Genomic DNA, 16,945 nt, shown 5'->3' on the forward strand with positions numbered 1-16,945 from the left:
ACGTTACGATCTAGCAATAAAAATAGCAGAATCCCCACCAAAAGCGATTGTTTTTAAAGTTTTACACCGTGATCTATTGCGAAAGCCTTAAGACGCGATCGCAACGATTTACTCGAACTTCCCATAATCGACAGGACATATCCCTCAACGCTTGCCGCATTCATGCTTCGGACCATCTCCTTTACAGGACCAACCGCAGCAGGTGCCATCGACAGGCGGCGAATACCCAATCCGATCAGGGCCATCGCTTCAAGTGGTCGTCCGGCCATCTCGCCACAGATGGTCAGACGGACATTCCGTTCGTCACACAATGTGACAAGTTGCCGCATAAATGCGAACACACTTGGCGAAAGTGTGTCATACCGCCCCTCCAACCGCGGGTTCCCGCGGTCGGCAGCGAACATAAATTGCAGCAGGTCGTTGGTTCCGACCGACAGAAAGTCGACGCGATCCAATAGTGCCGGTGCCTGCCATATCAGCGCCGGAACTTCCAACATCGCCCCAACCTCGACCCGGTTCGGTACATAGCCGCGTTCTGCTTCGCGCTTTAACTGCTGATCCAGAAGCTCTTTTGCCTGATCGAATTCTGCGACTTCGGCAATCATCGGGAACATCACATACAGGTCCCGCTCGTGAGCAGCCCGGATCAACGCGCGCAACTGATGAACAAGCACTGCAGGACGATCCAGAGTAATACGGATCGAGCGCCAGCCCATCGCCGGGTTCTCTTCTGTCATATCCTCCCAATAGGGCAACAATTTGTCACCCCCGACATCAAGAGTACGAAAGACAACCGGGCGCCCTTCGGCCTGTTCGAAAATACGGGTATATAAACGGGTCTGATCGCCAATATCTGGCATGGCCGATCTGACCATGAACGGAATTTCCGTCCGATAAAGGCCGATCCCGTCCGCACCGCTTTCGATCACATGGGGCACATCAATCAGAAGTCCCGCATTCACGTTCAGCGAAATATCGATCTCGTCGCATGTCCGGGCCGGCATATCGCGCATCTGCGCATACAGCGCCTTGCGTTCCGCCCGTGCTTTCAGCGCACCGTCGATAACCGAACGGACATCCTCGCTTGGCCGGACAAACAACTGCGCATTGTCTGCATCGACAATCAGCGGATCACCGGTTTCAACCTTGTCGAGAACGCCCTTGACCCCGCCCAGGACCGGAATATCAAGCGCACGAGCAACAATCGCCACGTGCGAGGTGTGCGATCCTTCTTCAAGGGCAAGGCCACGCAAGCGCGTGTGATCGTAATCCAGAAGTTCCGCCGGGCCAATATTGCGCGCCACCAGAATGATATCGTCGGGCAACTCGCCAAAGGCCGGGGACTGATACTGCCCCGAAAGATGCTGCAACAGCCGGTTTGCCAGATCTTCAAGATCATGCAGGCGTTCGCGCAAATACGGATCGCTGACCTGAGCCATGCGGGCACGGGTATCGTCATGCACCTTCTGAACCGCGGCTTCGGCTGTCAGGCCGGTATGGACCGCCTCGGTAATGCGGTTCAGCCAGCCGGTATCCTGCGCAATCATTTTATAGGCTTCGAGGATATCACCCGGATCATCATCGCCGCCATTGCTGTCCATTCCCGCAACGGCTTCAAGCATCTTGTCGAGGTGATCCTGAAGGCCGCGCATGGCATCGCGAAGCCGGGTCAGTTCTTCGTCCGGGTCGTCCGACACCATCCGGTCGATGACGATGCGCGGTTCATGCAGAACCGCAATCCCCTTGCCAATCCCCGGTGCCAGACGCGCCCCGCCCAGACGCAAGGGCAAAAGCGCAATCCCGTCAGTCGGGATCAGTTCTTCACGGCTGACCAGCTCGCCACCAGCGACCATTTCGGCCAGAACCATGGCAACGTTTTCAAGCGCTTCCTGCTCATCCTCTGAATAAAGGCGTTCGGTCCGGTTCTGCACGGCAAGCACACCGATGATACGGCCACCGCGCAGGATCGGCACACCGATCATGGAATGATAGATTTCCTCGCCGGTTTCCGGACGATAGGCAAAATTCGGATGGCTTTGCGCATCTTTAAGGTTAAGAGGCCGGGCATGTGCCGCCACATAACCCACAATCCCCTCGCCAACCCGAAGACGGGTCATGTGGACCGCCGCCGGGGCCAGACCGCAGGTCGCGAAAAGCTCCAGAACCTCGCCTGCCCGCATCACATAGACCGAACACACCTCTGCCACCATATCGGCGGCAATGATGGTCACGATCTGCCCAAGGCGTTCTTCTGCCGTCCCCGGACCAGCCATGACGTCGCGGACGCGCTTTAAAAGGCGTCGCGGACCAGTGACTGCGGCGGACGGCATGCTCATCGGGTTTAATTGTCTCTTCGTACGAGGGACTGAACGGCCTGTTCGACCAGTTCTTCAAGAATTTCGGCTACCGGTTGTTCTTTCTTTACCATACCAACCGACTGTCCTGCCATAACCGATCCGCTTTCGACATCACCATCAATAACGGCCCGGCGAAGCGCCCCAGCCCAGAAATGTTCGATCTCAAGCTGGGCTTCGCCCTGATCGACCTCACCGGCTCGGAATTTCGCAATCACCTTGCGCTGGGTATCAAGGAATTCGTCAGTTCCCTTGTTGGCGAGCGCACGCACCGGAATGACCGGGAAACGTTCGTCAAGCTGCACCGTGGTAACCGCGTCGCGTGCGCTGGCACGGATAAAGGCCTTTTTGAAATCCGGATGGGCAATGCATTCGGTCGCACAAACAAGACGCGTCCCGACCTGAACCCCGGCAGCTCCCTGTTCAAGCAATCCGGTCATGGCTTCGCCACGACCAATACCGCCGGCGCAGAAAATCGGCACATCCTTGATTTCCGGAAGGATCTCCTGTGCCAGAACGGTCAGTGAAACCGGGCCGACATGCCCACCGGCTTCGCTGCCTTCGATCACCAGCGCATCCGCACCTGATCGCACCAGTTTCTTAGCCAGTACCAGCGCCGGTGCAAAACAGACAACCTTGGCAAATTCCTTGGCTTTCTTGATCGAAGCCGATGACGGCAGACCACCGGCCAGAACCACGTGGCCAACCTCGTGCTCGCGGCAAACCTCGATCAGGTCGTCAAGCATCGGGTGCATGGTAATAAGGTTCACGCCGAACGGCTTTTTGGTCAGCGCCTTGGTTCCGGCAATTTCGGCTGACAGCAGATCCGGGGTCATCGACCCGCAGGCAATCACACCAAAGCCACCGGCATTTGAAACCGCCGCCACAAGGTGACGTTCGGAAACCCAGGACATTGCACCCGCCAGAATGGCGTAATCCGTTCCCAGAAATTCCTTGCCCGCCGCCCACAATTTTTCAAGACGGGCGCGTGCCGCATCGAATTTCGGATCGCTCATATCATCAGTACCCCAAAGCAGAAATGCAGGGAACCGGGGTTCCCTGCCATTTCATCATAAAGGCCGAAACCGATAGTTCCAGCTAGTATGTAATAATTGACGCAATTTAACAGTGACTTAATCGCACACAACGAAGTCACATTATCAAATTACTCGGCATCAAGACCATAAGCGGTATGAAGCGCACGAACTGCCAGTTCGGTATATTCTTCGGCAATCAGAACGCTAACCTTGATTTCCGAGGTCGAAATGACCTGGATGTTGATGCCTTTTTCCGCAAGCGTTTCAAACATCTTGCGTGCAACGCCAACGTGCGAACGCATGCCGACACCGATGATCGACACTTTGGTCACATCCGATGTGCTCAGCAATTCCTTGTAGCCGATCTTGGCCGAATTGCCTTCAATGACCGACAAAGCACGTTTGAATTCGCCGCGCGGCACGGTAAAGGTCATGTCGGTGCTTTTACCGTCTTCCGAGACGTTCTGCACGATCATGTCGACATTGATATTGGCCTCGGCCAGCGGGCCGAAGATAGAAGCAGCGATTCCCGGTTTGTCTGCGACTTTCACCAAGGTGATCTTGGCTTCATCACGGCTATAGGCAATCCCGCTGACGACTTCCTGTTCCACGATTTCGTCCTCGTCTACAACAAGTGTTCCTTCTGCATCGCTAAAGGTCGAACGGACCTGCACCCGGACGCGATGGTTCATCGCCATCTCGACTGAACGGGTCTGAAGGACCTTCGCACCAAGCGATGCCAGTTCAAGCATTTCTTCGTAGGTAATCTTTTCGATCTTGCGCGCCTTGGGCACGATACGCGGGTCGGTCGTATAGACACCGTCAACATCGGTATAGATATCGCAACGATCCGCCTTCAGGGCCGCGGCAAGAGCCACCGCCGAAGTGTCCGAACCGCCACGACCCAGCGTGGTAATGCGGTTGTCTGGTGCGATCCCCTGGAAGCCGGCAACACACACAACCTCGCCGCTATTCATGCGCTTGTCGAGTTCGGTGGTATCGATTTCCTTGATACGCGCCTTGGCATGTGCCCCGTCGGTCTTGATCGGAATCTGCCAGCCAAGCCATGAACGTGCCGGCACATCCATGCTTTGCAGTGCCATCGCGATCAGGCCAACTGTAACCTGTTCGCCCGACGATACGATCACGTCATATTCGCGCGCATCATACATTGGCGAAATTTCATCAGCCCAGCCTACCAGTTCGTTGGTCTTGCCCGACATGGCCGAAACAACAACCGCGACCTGATTTCCGGCATCGACCTCGGCTTTGACCCGACGGGCGACGTTCTTGATCTTTTCGACATCGGCGACCGATGTGCCGCCGAATTTCATGACAATACGGGCCATGAAGTATCCCCGCTAAGCTTGCCATCCATCGGCGTTCCGAAAAGATGGCATGTGATCCGGCCCTCGATCCATTGGCGCAGGCCTGCAACGCGGCGCGCCGCCTGATCCGGGCGGCGTTATCAATACTGCCTTACTCTTTCGGAAACAAGCATCAACGCAGGGGAAAATTGCATCGATTCATTTTTTATTCGGGTTTGATGCTCCTGACGCGTCTCAAAGGACGCAAATGGCTAAACATCCTGCGAATTCTTACCTGAAAACCCTGATAACACATGCGATTGGCGCAAGGCACATTCCGATTTCTCTCATGCCCGCAAAGCCGTCATCCACGCCAATGATCCGGCAAACTATTGCCTTGCCGGACGTGCCCGCGTAAACAAGGCAAAGCAAAATCAATGTCACGCCTTCGGAGCCGTCCATGTCGCACGCATCCGCCAATAACAGCCGCACCGCCAATGCCGAGGAAATTGCACGCTTTTCTGCAATGGCTGAGAAATGGTGGGATCCGAACGGTGCGATGAAGCCGTTGCACAAGTTCAATCCGATCCGCTTGCAGCTTCTGCGTGACAATATCGCCGCCCATCTCGGGCGGGACGCCAATCAGCTTGACGTTCTAAAAGATATCGAAATCATCGATATCGGTTGCGGTGCCGGTCTTCTGTCCGAACCGCTGGCGCGCATGGGTGCCAAGATGACGTCAATCGACGCGGCCGAAAACAATATCGAAGTCGCCAAAGTTCATGCCGCCCAATCGGGCCTTGCCATTGATTATCGCAACTGCACCCCGGAAATGCTGGTCGATGAAGGCAAGCAGTTCGATATCGTGCTGAATATGGAAGTCATTGAGCATGTCGATGATCCGCAATTCTTCATGCAGGCCTGTGCTGCGTTACTCAAACCCGGTGGATTGATGTTTGTCGCTACCCTGAACCGCACGATCAAATCGCTGGCACTGGCGAAATTCGGCGCTGAGTATGTCCTGCGCTGGTTGCCTGCTGGTACCCATGACTGGCGCAAATTTGTCAAACCGTCCGAAATGTCGGGCTTCCTGCGTGGCGCCGGTCTTGATCTCGTAGATATTACCGGTGTTGCCTACAACCCGATCAACGACAAATGGTCAGTTGCCCCACGCGACCTTGATATCAACTACATGGTGATCGCGCAAAAACCTTCTGGCGCGTAATTGTGTATTACCTTCAAGACGTTGGCTGATGCACCACAACGCGATTTCGCCCTGCGGCCTTTGCGGCATACATCGCCTTGTCGGCATCACGCAATAGCCGGTCGAGGCTAACCGGCTCCTCCAGAGTATGATTAACCACACCGATACTGATTGTGGTATGAATACTGCCGGTTTCGCTTTCACCAACGGCCGTTTGCTCGATTGCAACGCGAATGCGTTGCGCCAGCCCAAGCGCATCGGCCGGCGCAACGCCCGGCAGGATCAATCCGAACTCTTCACCGCCAAGACGTGCAATCAAATCATCACCGCGCAGATTGCCACGAATAATTTTCGCCACTTCCACCAGCACCCGGTCTCCTGCCGCATGACCATGGGTATCGTTGATTTGTTTGAAGTGATCGACATCAAGCCCCATGATGGTCAGGCGTCCCTTTTCCCCCGACAGACGCGATATCAATTCACTGCCACATTTCATGAAAGCCCCACGCGACAGTAACCCGGTCAGGAAATCATGGTTTGCGGCGTGATCCAGACGATCAACCAGCGCGCTGCGTGCGGTGTCAATACTGGCAACAGTCAGCGGGCCCAATGACAGCAATGCAATCCCCAGCCGGGTCGACATGATTGCATAATATGGATCGCTATCGACCGGCAAATTCGACAGAAAATCAAGCTCCAGAACCACCATCAACCAATGCGATACCAGCAATATGAAAAGTGTTGTGATCTGCAACCGATAAACCAGTGCACACCATAACAAAGCAGGCACCGGAAACACGATTGATCCCGGCCCGCCGATAACCTTTACCAGAACCAGACTGACCAGTACGGAAATGGCCGGTGCACAGCTTTTCAAGGTTTCGACATTCATGACAAAATGCCGAAAAAAGCCCGTGATCATCGCGGAAAAATCCGACCAGCGCGCCACCGTCAGGGCAAATGGCAGGATAACGACGTAATTCGCAAATTCGGTGCTGAACCAGAACAGGAACGCGGTTACCGGGTCCTGACTGAAAACCAGTATCGCGATAAGTATCCCGGCCATCGCCGCAGCCAATGCCGCCCCTGCCCCAGTCAGGCAAAGATACTGAACTGATTGCGGACGGCGAAGATTGCGATCCTCGACTGACAGCCTGCGCAACAGAAGAACCCCGACCGCAACACCGGCCAGATTGGCCCCGGTTAGCCAGATCGCGGTGTAAATATCATTTCCGGTCAGAAGGTCGGCGGCCATATAAGCGATGAACGCAGCGCACCAGCCCAAAGGCGTGTTCATCGCTCGCCCACGGACAAAGGCCGCGGTCAGAAGAGCATTGGCAGGCCACAAAACTGCAAGCATCCCGTCCGGGCGGGTCAGAATCCCGAATAACGAAGCGGCAAAAACAATCCCCGCCACGCAAACCGCGCCAACGCAACAGGGAATAAAATCCGTCGATACCCGAAAAACCGCTGCCATCCCCTAAACCCCAAGAAAGACCAAAAGCCACACCCGATACTTATCCAATGATATAACATCCGATATAGCCCTGATGTTCCATGTTTAGCTTCACTTTTCTGTCAAAATCATTTCATCGAACATTTTCGGATGCTCAAAACACCCACTTTTGAATAGGTTCTTGAGAGGTGGTAATATTGCCCCGCATTTCAACCAAGCCATGCATTAAATTTTGCATACGCACAAAAACTGTCTGCTGATGGTTCCAACGCATCTGCAGCGCACACAGCTTCGAAAAATCAGGTCGTCAGGGGAATTTGACCAGAACGGTCAGTTCTTCTTGCTCTCATCAAGCCATGGCAACGCGTGAACATCGATACCTTCATCAATCAGTTCAGCGGTTTCCTTTAACGACGCCTCGCCATAAATGCCGCGTTTTTCGGTTTCGCCATAATGGATCTTGCGAGCTTCCTCGGCAAACTTGGTGCCAACATGCTCGCAATTTGCCTCGACCTGCTTCCGGATTTCGGCCATTGCAACGCGGGTTGCTTCGGCCATGGCGACCTGGCGCGTCTTTTCAGCGGCTTCTTCTTTCTGGCGTGACGTCCGAAGACGGGGTGCCATCAATGCCTTGCCGACATTTCCGGTCCCGCAAACAGGGCATGACAATTCACCGCTGGCAGCCTGGGTGTCATATGTGGCACCGTCTTTGAACCAGCCTTCAAATTCGTGATCATGTTCGCATTTAAGCTGAAAGAGGATCATGGTGTTGTTTTGTTCAAGCCAACCGTAACAATTGCAAGGTGTTTTAATATCAAGGATATAGCGACACCTTGCCCGAAACGCCAGTTTCGGGCGGCTCTTTCAATAACCAAGATTTATGAAAATGTCATCATTAATGCCATCTGACTGGATTACCCGTTATTGCCCTCCGAGCGGCGGAACCGCACTTGATCTTGCTTGTGGCAAGGGTCGTCACAGTTTCTGGCTGGCCGATCACGGATGGCAGGTTACGGCCCTTGATAGTGACCTGTCGGATACGCAGACCGGTAACAATATCGGGATTGACTGGATCGAAGCCGATCTTGAATCCGGTCATTGGCCGCTTGGCGACCGGCAGTTTGATCTGGTGGTGGTTGTCAATTACCTTCATCGTCCGCTGTTTGAAGACCTTCGCAAGGCGATCACCCCCGGCGGCACCCTGCTTTATGAAACCTTCATGATCGGGAACGAAGCATTTGGCCGCCCACAATCGCCGGAATTCCTTCTGCGTCCAAATGAACTGCCAAACGCTTTTTTCGATTGGGAAATCAACGCATTCGAACAGGGGCCGCAATACAAATCCGGCGCAACGGTTCCCTTTGCGGTGAAGCAATTCCTGTCGGCCTGCAAACCATCGCCAAAACGGACCGAAACAATTCTGTAACACACTGGAATACCGATAAAAAATAAACACAAGTGTCACAATTCAAACGGTTTGTTTCTGGCATCTTCCTCGGCGCTAGTTTTAGCATTTGGCAGAGAGAGAAAACCATGAACGAACAATTTGAAATCGTCGAGGATCGCGATGACATTCCGTCGAACCCGACAAACAATCCGCGTGTCGCAGACCTGATCAATGCTCGCCTTTCCCGTCGCGGCTTTTTCAAGGGCCTGATGGCAACTTCGGCCGTCGCTGGCGCTGGTATCGCAACCTCGGGCATGGCCCGCGCGCAGGACGCCTCGACCCTGACCTTCAAATCGATCCCGCAGAAGATCGCAAAAACCCATGCCGTTGCCGAAGGATACGATGCCGACATCCTGATCCGTTACGGTGACAAGGTCGTCGCCGATGCCCCGGCATTCGTTCCGGGCGCCGTCGATGCCACCGCGCAGAACAAGCAGTTCGGCTATAACTGCGACTATATCGGCTATATGCCGCTTCCGGTCGGATCAGACAATTCCGAACACGGCCTTCTGTGTGTCAGCCATGAATACACCAATGCCGAACTGATGTGGCCGGGCCTCAAGGACGCCATGGGCGCATCGCAGGAACAGGCCCTGCATGAAATTGCCGCCCACGGCCATTCCATAGTCGAAGTCAAAAAGACAGACGGCAAATGGCAGGTCATTGACGGTTCAGATTATGCACGCCGTATTTCCGCCCTTGATACCGAAATGGTCATCACCGGCCCGGCAGCAGGCCATGACCGCCTGAAAACCAGCACAGACCAGACCGGCACACGCGTCATCGGCACGCTGAACAACTGTGCAGGTGGCAAAACCCCTTGGGGCACCATCCTGATCGCTGAAGAAAACTTCAACGGCTATTTCGGTGGTGACATCGCCAAAACCAGCGAAGAACGCAACTACAAGCGCCTAGGTATCGAGCCGGACAGCTGGTATTCCTGGGTCAAATATTTCGACCGCTTCAACGTTGAAAAAGAACCGAACGAGCCGAACAAATTTGGCTGGATGGTCGAAATTGATCCCTATGATCCGACCTCGACCCCGAAAAAGCGCACGGCCCTTGGCCGCTTCAAGCACGAAGGTGCCACCGTTTTCCTGAACAAGGATAACTCTGTGGTTGCCTATTCCGGCGACGATCAGCGCTTCGATTACCTTTATAAATTCGTCGCGTCGAAAAAATACAATCCGAACGACCGTGCGGCGAACATGGACATCCTTGAAGACGGCACGCTTTATGTCGCCAAATTCAACGAGGATGGCACGGTTAACTGGATGCCTCTGGTCCACGGTGATGGCCCGCTGACCGCCGAAAATGATTTCAACAGTCAGGCCGATATCCTGATTGAAACCCGTCGCGCAGCCGACCTTCTGGGTGCAACCCAGATGGACCGCCCCGAAGACGTCGAACCAAACCCGGTTAACGGCAAGGTTTACGTCATGCTGACCAACAACTCGAAGCGCAAAGAGCCGAACATCGTCAATCCGCGCGCCTCGAACATCCATGGTCATGTTCTTGAACTCACCCCTCCGGGCGGCATGGGCAAGGATGCGGACCACACCGCCGATACCTTCAAATGGGACATCTTCCTGCTTGGTGGTAACCCGGCGAATGCCGATGACCGTGCAGTTTACCATCCAGGGGCTGAAAGCTGGGTATCCTGCCCGGATAACCTTGCGATTGACCATAAAGGCCGCCTGTGGATTTCCACCGATGGTGCGCCAAGCTCGGATATTCCAGATGGCATGCATGCCGCAGATGTGGAAGGTGCCGGTCGCGCACTGACCAAATTCTTCTTCGCCTGCCCGGAAGGTGCCGAAATGTGCGGTCCGGAATTCACCCCGGATGGCACGACCCTGTTTGTCGCGGTTCAGCACCCTGCAGACGGTTCAACCTATGACGAACCAAGCACCCGCTGGCCGGACTTCCAGGACGGCGTTCCGCCGCGTCCGTCGGTGGTCGCCATCACCAAACAGGGTGGCGGCGAAATCGCAAGCTGATCCTGGTCATACCCGATCATCGTCAAACCGGCCCCGCTTGGGGCCGGTTTTCATTTTCCGGTCACGTTACCTTACCTGAACAGCTTATCTGATCGGTGCAGTGCCTGCGTACGTGCCGTTATTGTCCGCAATTGCCTTCCAGCTTTTGTCCGAAGCCCCCTTGGCCTCAAGCGAGGTCCAGTTGCCTTCGGACTTGTTGATATTGCCGCTGATATCGCTATTCCAGAAACCAACCACCGTCGGTGTGATATTCAGATAAAGCGCTCCGTCAACAATCCGCCACAGGTTCGGATTGGCCGGGACCTTGCCGCCCTGTGCGACGCCATAGGCACAATGCCCGTCATATTTCGGCGCGTATTTTTCCGGATTGGCGGTGAACATGTCACGATGCTCTTCGGATGCAAACGCCCATGTCGCCCCGTTATACTCGGCGGTGATATCAGATCGTCCCGGCACGGCCCGGGGCTGCGCGCCCCCCGGCTCCGCCTGCGTCAGATCGAAATAGGCCACCGGATCATACCCGCTGATCGCAAAGCCTGTTTCATCAACATATTGCTCCCCGGCGAAAGCCGCACCCGAAGCTGCCATGATCAGGGACGTCGCCATTAACAGACGCTTCAGCATTACCCAAATACTCCATTTGCTGTTTTGATAAGCCGATATTGAAAGAGCATGTGCGAAAGGCAAAATGACGTTGCGACACTGTTTCGTGAAACTGCGTGACCACGGGGCTCAGCATACCAATCGGTTGCGAATTTTCTTCTTGACCTGAACTTAAGTTAAGGAATTACACAGAAGATAGTTGAGGAAAAACAAAAAGGGAAATGCCATGAGCACCGCGTTTCTGGAACATGTGAATTTCACCGTCGCTGATCCGGCCAAAACGGCCACACAATTATGTGACTGGTTTGGCTGGCATGTGCGCTGGAACGGGCCGTCAAAGGATAACGGCATCACCTATCACGTCGGCAATGATACAAGCTATGTCGCCGTCTATTCCGGCGGAACGCCGATAAGTTCGGATGAAAATTCGTATCGCACTCTGGGCGGGATGAACCATGTCGCCATTGTGGTTGACGACCTTGACGCGACTGAAAAGAAAATCCTGGCCAGTGGTCTGAAAACCCACAGTCATGCCGATTATGAACCCGGCCGCCGGTTTTACTTCCATGACGAAAACGGTATCGAGTTCGAGGTGGTCAGCTATAGCTAACCACCTGCGAAATGCTGCTTAAATCAGCAAGGCTTGTATGCCCGGTCATTATGAAGCGATGGCACCATTCGCCGAATATCTTCCACCCGATCCAGATCGATCTCGGCGGTGATAAAGCCGGGATCGGTCCCTGCATCAGCAAGGATCTCTCCCCACGGATCGATAATCAGCGAATGGCCGAAGGTCTGCCGGTTGCCCGGATGATCGCCGCACTGTGCGGCCGCAATCACATAACAACCATTTTCAATCGCGCGTGACCGCAACAGATTATGCCAGTGCGCCTGCCCGGTCGTACGTGTAAACGCCGCCGGGATCGACAGGATTTTCGCCCCGGCCTTGGCATAATCACGGAAAAGCTGAGGGAACCGCACGTCATAGCAAATCGCGATGCCGATATCCCCGATATCTGTTTTGGCAAGCCGCGCCTGATCACCCGGGCGGAATGTTTTGCTTTCGCGGTAACTTTCCCCACCCGCCAGATCAACATCGAACATATGGATCTTGTCATAAGACGTGATCACCGCCCCGTCCGGGCCAATCACAAAACAACGATTGGCCACCCGGTCTTCGCCCGGTACCTTCACATGCAAAGATCCAACAATCAGGGTAGATTTCAATTCTTCCGCCAGATCACGGAAAAATGTCAGGGCTGGGTGATCCGCCTCGTCAAAGGCCGCCGTCCTGACCTTTTCCCCGCCAAACGACATCATCGAAACATTTTCCGGAAACGCAATCAGCGTCGCCCCCGCCGCATGGGCATCGCGTGCATAGGTCGCTGCCCGCGCAAGGTTGTCGCTCATATTGTCACGCGCATTTACCTGAACACAGGCAGTAACAAAACGGGCCATGACATCGTCTCCCTATCGTTGTTCTGCGATGATCATGGAACGCCATCACACCGCCGACAATACACAATTGGGCTACCGCCCGGCCAAAACAGTGTTTTAAGGCGCACGCACAACCACAGAGTCATTTTTTACCGATTTGATCTTCCAATGGTTAAAATTAGTGTATACAGTATTCCGCATGTAGAAGAAGGATCGAAGATGGAACCTCTTTCCGGTCGTAAAAGTCTGACTGACGAAGTGCATGATCGCTTGGTCGATGCCTTGTGTTCCGGTGCTCTCCCTCCCGGAATGCCTTTGCGTCAGGAAGCCTTGGCCGAGGAGCTCAATGTCTCGCGGCAACCAGTGTTGCAAGCTCTGGGGTTGCTGCGTCGTGACGGGCTGGTCGTACCGATGGGGCGGCGTGGATATCGCGTTGCCCCGGTCGATGCCAAACTGGTCGAGCACGTTTATGACTTGCGCGAAGCGTTTGACGGGCTTGCCGCCCGGCTGGCGTCAAAATCCCCGGAAGACGAACGGAAATCGGCACTGCGGGCTGCCATCAAACAGGGACACCACGCTCTGGGCAGCAATTCCACCGCAGACCTTGTTGCAGCCGACGTCGCGTTTCATCAAACGATCTATCGCCTGTCGGGCAACCCCCTGTTGCCCGAGGCATCAGCCGCAATCTGGTTGCAGGTCCGGCGTGTCATGCATGCCGATCTGCAAACCGGAACCGGTCCCGATCCCGTATGGACCGAACATCAAGCCATCGCCGACGCAATCTGCGTTGGCGATGGTGCGGCAGCCCAGCAGTTGGCAATCGCACATACGCGCAATGCCGCAAACCGCCTGATCACGCATATGAAGGATACCGCAAAGACCACATTATAAACCGCCCGGCATAAAGATCCGGCCGGGCACAGGTCGCATAACAAAAAACAAAAATATGCGACGCGGAGGTAAACGTCATGAAACTCAACGAAACGGCACTTGCCGAATTTCGCGAACAGGGCTTTGTCTTTCTGCCGGAACTTTTTTCACGTGAAGAAGCCGCCCTTCTTCTGTCCGAAGCCCGCCAGATTTATGTATCCGACCGTGAAGAAGTCTGGCGCGAAACATCCGGTGTTGCCCGGACTGCCTTTGCCGCACACACCTATAACGAAGCCCATCGCCGCCTTGGTGCCCATCCCCGCCTGATCGAACCTGTTGAACAGTTCCTAGAAGAACAGGTTTACATGCACCAGTACAAAATCAACGCCAAGGCCGCCTTTGATGGCGCCGTCTGGCAATGGCATCAGGATTACGGCACCTGGCAGCGCGACGATGAAATGCCCGAACCGCGCGCGTTCAACATCGCCCTGTTCCTTGAAGACGTCACTCCGGCCAACGGCCCACTCTTGTTCATCCCCAAAAGCCATAAGGCAGGTGTGCTCAAGGCCGGCCACGACCTTGAAACCACATCCTATCCGCTTTGGACACTTGATCGCGAAACGGTGACAAAGCTTGCCGCCGAGGGCGGCTGCGAGGCCCCGATTGGTCCCGCCGGATCGGTTGTGATGTTCCATGGCAATCTGGTTCATGCCAGCCCGCCCAATATCAGCCCGTTTGACCGCACCATTGTTTATCTTAGCCTGTGCGCGGTTTCGAACCATATCCGGGCGTTTAATCGCAAACCGTGGATCGCGCATCGCGACTTTACCCCGATCACGCCGCTTGCCGATGATTGCCTTGACGAACTGGTCGCCAAACAGCCTGCTGCCAAAAGTTCCGCGGCCTGATCGCCCGGCGACGGAGTATTTCAAATGAACCTTGATGCAAAACTGCGAAAACGTGCCGCGGACGGAAACCCCGTTCGCGTCGGTATTATCGGTGCCGGCAAGTTCGGCTCGATGTTTTTAAGCCAGGCCGGACACCATCCGGGCTATCACGTTCTGGGGGTGGCAGATCTTAGCACCACGCGCGCCAAAGAAGCCCTTGATCGTGTCGGCTGGCCGAAGGAGCGCTATCAGGCAACCGATCCGGACAATGCGCTTAAAAACGGTACGACCTGGATCACCGAGAATGCCGACGCCCTGATCGAAGCCAACGGCCTTGAAGTCATCATTGATGCCACCGGCAGCCCGTCGGCCGGTATCCGTTATGGCCTGAAGGCCATCGAACATGGCCGCCACCTTGTCATGGTCAATGTTGAGGCCGATGTTCTTGCAGGGCCCCTTCTGGCTCGCAAGGCCGAGCAGGCAGGCCTCGTCTATTCCATGGCCTATGGCGATCAGCCCGCCCTGATTTCGGAAATGGTCGATTGGGCACGTGCGGTCGGCCTTGATGTCATCTGCGCGGGCAAGGGCACCAAATATCTGCCCGCCTATCACCATGTCACGCCCGATGATGTCTGGACCCATTATGGCCTGACACCTGAACAAGCAAAGGCAGGCGGCATGAACCCCCAGATTTTCAACAGCTTCCTTGATGGCACCAAATCCGCCATCGAAATGGCCGCTGTTGCCAATGCCTGTGATCTGGTGCCACAGGATATCGGCCTTCGCTTCCCGGCCTGCGGTGTCGATGATCTGCCCCGCTTGCTCTCGCCACGGGAAACAGGTGGTTTGCTTGACCGCAAGGGTACGGTCGAAGTGGTTTCAAGCCTTGAACGCGATACACGCCCGGTCTTTCGTGATCTGCGCTGGGGTGTTTATGTCACGTTTGAAGCCCCCAGTGACTATGTCAAACGCTGCTTCTCGGAATATGGCCTTCTGACCGACCCTACCGGGCAATATTCCGCGATGTATAAACCCTATCACCTGATCGGTCTGGAACTGGGCATTTCGGTTGCGTCGGCCGCTTTACGGCACGAGGCAACCGGTTCGCCACGCGCATGGTCAGGCGACGCGGTTGCCTTTGCCAAACGCGACCTTCGCGTCGGTGAAAAGCTCGATGGGGAAGGCGGTTACACGGTCTATGGAAAACTGATGCCAGCCCGCATGTCAAAGGCCAACAATGCCCTTCCCATCGGCCTTGCCCACCACCTGACACTCAAACACAAAATTGCCACCGATCAGGTCGTTACATGGGACGACGTCGATTTCGACCTCACTGATCCCGCCATCCGCTTCCGCAAGGAAATGGAAGATACCTTTGGCTAATCTGCGATGCCTGTTTTCGGCAACGGGTGCACCATTATGTTTAAAGTGGCGGTACCCGCGTCCGGAACTTGCGAACATGCTCGATCAATGCGCGAAGCTTTGGCGTAACCGACCTGCGCCCGGGAAAGTAAAGATAAAACCCCGCAAAGGGCGCCAGCCAATCATCAAGAACAGTTACAAGCTCGCCACGCCGGATATAGGGCGCAAAAGTTTCCTCGATCCCGAATGTGATACCGCCATCCGCAAGGGCAGTGCGGATCATCAAGAGCATGTCGTTTGTCGTAACCTGCGGCTCGACCGCCACATCGAACTCCTGCCCGTCACGTTCGAATTCCCATCGATACGGGGCGGTTTCAGGTGAAGGGCGCCAACCGATACAGCGATGCCCTGCCAAGTCGCGCGGATGCTGCGGAATTCCGTGCCGCTCAAAATAGCGTGGCGTTGCCACTGCGACCTGTCGCTGCTCGCCCGTAAGCGGTACCGCGACCATATCCTGCTCAATCACCTCGCCAAGGCGCACGCCCGCATCGAACCCTGCGGCAACAATATCGAACTCCTCGTCGGTGACTGTCACATCAAGTGTAATTCCCGGATAAGCAATGGCAAATTCGGCAACAAGAGGCCCTGACAGAAACCGCTCGGCAATAGATGTGACCGCAACCCGCAAAAGCCCGTGCGGCATTCCCGATGCACTCCGTGCGGTTTCCAGCGCCGCTCCAATTTCCAGAAGCGGTGAATGGACCGTTTCCAGAAACCGTTCACCTTCTTCGGTAAGTCGCACGCTGCGCGTCGTTCGCTGAAACAGCGGTTGCCCGATGGTTTCTTCAAGCCGCCGGATCCCCTGACTGACAGCAGAACGTGTTACGCCCAGCCTGTCGGCTGCCGCACGAAAATTTCCGGTATCCGCAACCGCGGCAAACATCGTCAAAAGATTAAGGTCCATACTGATTGGTAAATCAT

15 protein-coding genes are annotated in these 16,945 nt (G+C 55.2%); 7 read left to right on the forward strand and 8 right to left on the reverse strand.

All coding sequences use genetic code 11. The annotated features are described in order from the left end of the window. Nucleotides 1–53: 53 nt before the first annotated feature. The 3 genes from ptsP to R1T41_RS02325 form a co-directional block, all read right to left on the reverse strand. Complete coding sequence (ptsP, locus tag R1T41_RS02315; RefSeq protein ID WP_062953386.1) at nt 54–2,336, reverse strand: phosphoenolpyruvate--protein phosphotransferase; 2,283 nt, start codon at nt 2,334–2,336, stop codon at nt 54–56. A gap of 5 nt (nt 2,337–2,341) precedes the next feature. After that, nucleotides 2,342–3,370: an NAD(P)H-dependent flavin oxidoreductase gene (locus R1T41_RS02320; RefSeq protein WP_062953385.1), complete on the reverse strand. Its 1,029-nt coding sequence runs from the start codon at nt 3,368–3,370 to the stop codon at nt 2,342–2,344. Between the two features lie 149 nt (nt 3,371–3,519). Then, nucleotides 3,520–4,740, reverse strand: coding sequence for an aspartate kinase (locus R1T41_RS02325; RefSeq protein WP_317339682.1), 1,221 nt, complete (start codon nt 4,738–4,740; stop codon nt 3,520–3,522). Between the two features lie 418 nt (nt 4,741–5,158). On the opposite strand from R1T41_RS02325, the gene ubiG reads away from it, so the two are divergent. Further along, complete coding sequence (gene ubiG, locus R1T41_RS02330; RefSeq protein WP_097053017.1) at nt 5,159–5,923, forward strand: bifunctional 2-polyprenyl-6-hydroxyphenol methylase/3-demethylubiquinol 3-O-methyltransferase UbiG; 765 nt, start codon at nt 5,159–5,161, stop codon at nt 5,921–5,923. Nucleotides 5,924–5,936: 13 nt separating this feature from the next. On the opposite strand, the gene R1T41_RS02335 is transcribed toward ubiG, so the two are convergent. Both R1T41_RS02335 and R1T41_RS02340 read right to left on the reverse strand, forming a co-directional pair. Further along, nucleotides 5,937–7,379: a diguanylate cyclase gene (locus R1T41_RS02335; RefSeq protein ID WP_317339685.1), complete on the reverse strand. Its 1,443-nt coding sequence runs from the start codon at nt 7,377–7,379 to the stop codon at nt 5,937–5,939. Between the two features lie 309 nt (nt 7,380–7,688). After that, nucleotides 7,689–8,123, reverse strand: a complete 435-nt coding sequence (locus R1T41_RS02340) for a DUF1178 family protein (RefSeq protein WP_062953381.1) — start codon at nt 8,121–8,123, stop codon at nt 7,689–7,691. Nucleotides 8,124–8,244: 121 nt separating this feature from the next. Between R1T41_RS02340 and R1T41_RS02345 the strand changes: the two genes are divergently transcribed. Together R1T41_RS02345 and R1T41_RS02350 are read left to right on the forward strand one after the other, a co-directional pair. Beyond that, nucleotides 8,245–8,784 (forward strand): class I SAM-dependent methyltransferase, encoded by a 540-nt coding sequence (locus R1T41_RS02345; RefSeq protein WP_317339689.1) that lies wholly within the window; start codon nt 8,245–8,247, stop codon nt 8,782–8,784. A gap of 107 nt (nt 8,785–8,891) precedes the next feature. Then, complete coding sequence (locus R1T41_RS02350; RefSeq protein ID WP_062953380.1) at nt 8,892–10,805, forward strand: PhoX family protein; 1,914 nt, start codon at nt 8,892–8,894, stop codon at nt 10,803–10,805. 84 nt (nt 10,806–10,889) lie between these two features. Here the strand turns inward: R1T41_RS02350 and R1T41_RS02355 are convergent, their stop codons facing one another. Next, nucleotides 10,890–11,429 carry a YHS domain-containing (seleno)protein gene (locus R1T41_RS02355; RefSeq protein WP_317339692.1) on the reverse strand — a complete coding sequence of 180 codons (540 nt, stop codon included), beginning with the start codon at nt 11,427–11,429 and terminating at the stop codon, nt 10,890–10,892. 205 nt (nt 11,430–11,634) lie between these two features. Here R1T41_RS02355 and R1T41_RS02360 point away from each other — a divergent pair, with 205 nt between their 5' ends. Then, a complete protein-coding gene (locus R1T41_RS02360; RefSeq protein WP_085644197.1) occupies nt 11,635–12,018 on the forward strand; it encodes a VOC family protein in 384 nt (127 codons plus the stop codon). Nucleotides 12,019–12,041: 23 nt separating this feature from the next. On the opposite strand, the gene R1T41_RS02365 is transcribed toward R1T41_RS02360, so the two are convergent. Next, nucleotides 12,042–12,866 (reverse strand): carbon-nitrogen hydrolase family protein, encoded by an 825-nt coding sequence (locus R1T41_RS02365; RefSeq protein ID WP_062953378.1) that lies wholly within the window; start codon nt 12,864–12,866, stop codon nt 12,042–12,044. A 198-nt stretch (nt 12,867–13,064) separates the two neighbouring features. On the opposite strand from R1T41_RS02365, the gene R1T41_RS02370 reads away from it, so the two are divergent. From R1T41_RS02370 to R1T41_RS02380, 3 genes are all read left to right on the forward strand, one after another. Further along, the gene (locus R1T41_RS02370) at nt 13,065–13,736 is read left to right on the forward strand and encodes a GntR family transcriptional regulator (protein WP_062953377.1); all 672 of its coding nucleotides are present in this window, start codon (nt 13,065–13,067) and stop codon (nt 13,734–13,736) included. Nucleotides 13,737–13,813: 77 nt separating this feature from the next. Beyond that, nucleotides 13,814–14,623, forward strand: a complete 810-nt coding sequence (locus R1T41_RS02375; protein ID WP_317339697.1) for a phytanoyl-CoA dioxygenase family protein — start codon at nt 13,814–13,816, stop codon at nt 14,621–14,623. Nucleotides 14,624–14,647: 24 nt separating this feature from the next. After that, nucleotides 14,648–15,985 (forward strand): NAD(P)H-dependent oxidoreductase, encoded by a 1,338-nt coding sequence (locus R1T41_RS02380; protein ID WP_114111810.1) that lies wholly within the window; start codon nt 14,648–14,650, stop codon nt 15,983–15,985. Nucleotides 15,986–16,025: 40 nt separating this feature from the next. On the opposite strand, the gene R1T41_RS02385 is transcribed toward R1T41_RS02380, so the two are convergent. After that, nucleotides 16,026–16,928 carry a LysR family transcriptional regulator gene (locus R1T41_RS02385; RefSeq protein ID WP_317339701.1) on the reverse strand — a complete coding sequence of 301 codons (903 nt, stop codon included), beginning with the start codon at nt 16,926–16,928 and terminating at the stop codon, nt 16,026–16,028. Between the last annotated feature and the right edge of the window lie 17 nt (nt 16,929–16,945).

This window comes from Thalassospira lucentensis (assembly GCF_032921865.1).
GTDB lineage: Bacteria > Pseudomonadota > Alphaproteobacteria > Rhodospirillales > Thalassospiraceae > Thalassospira > Thalassospira lucentensis_A.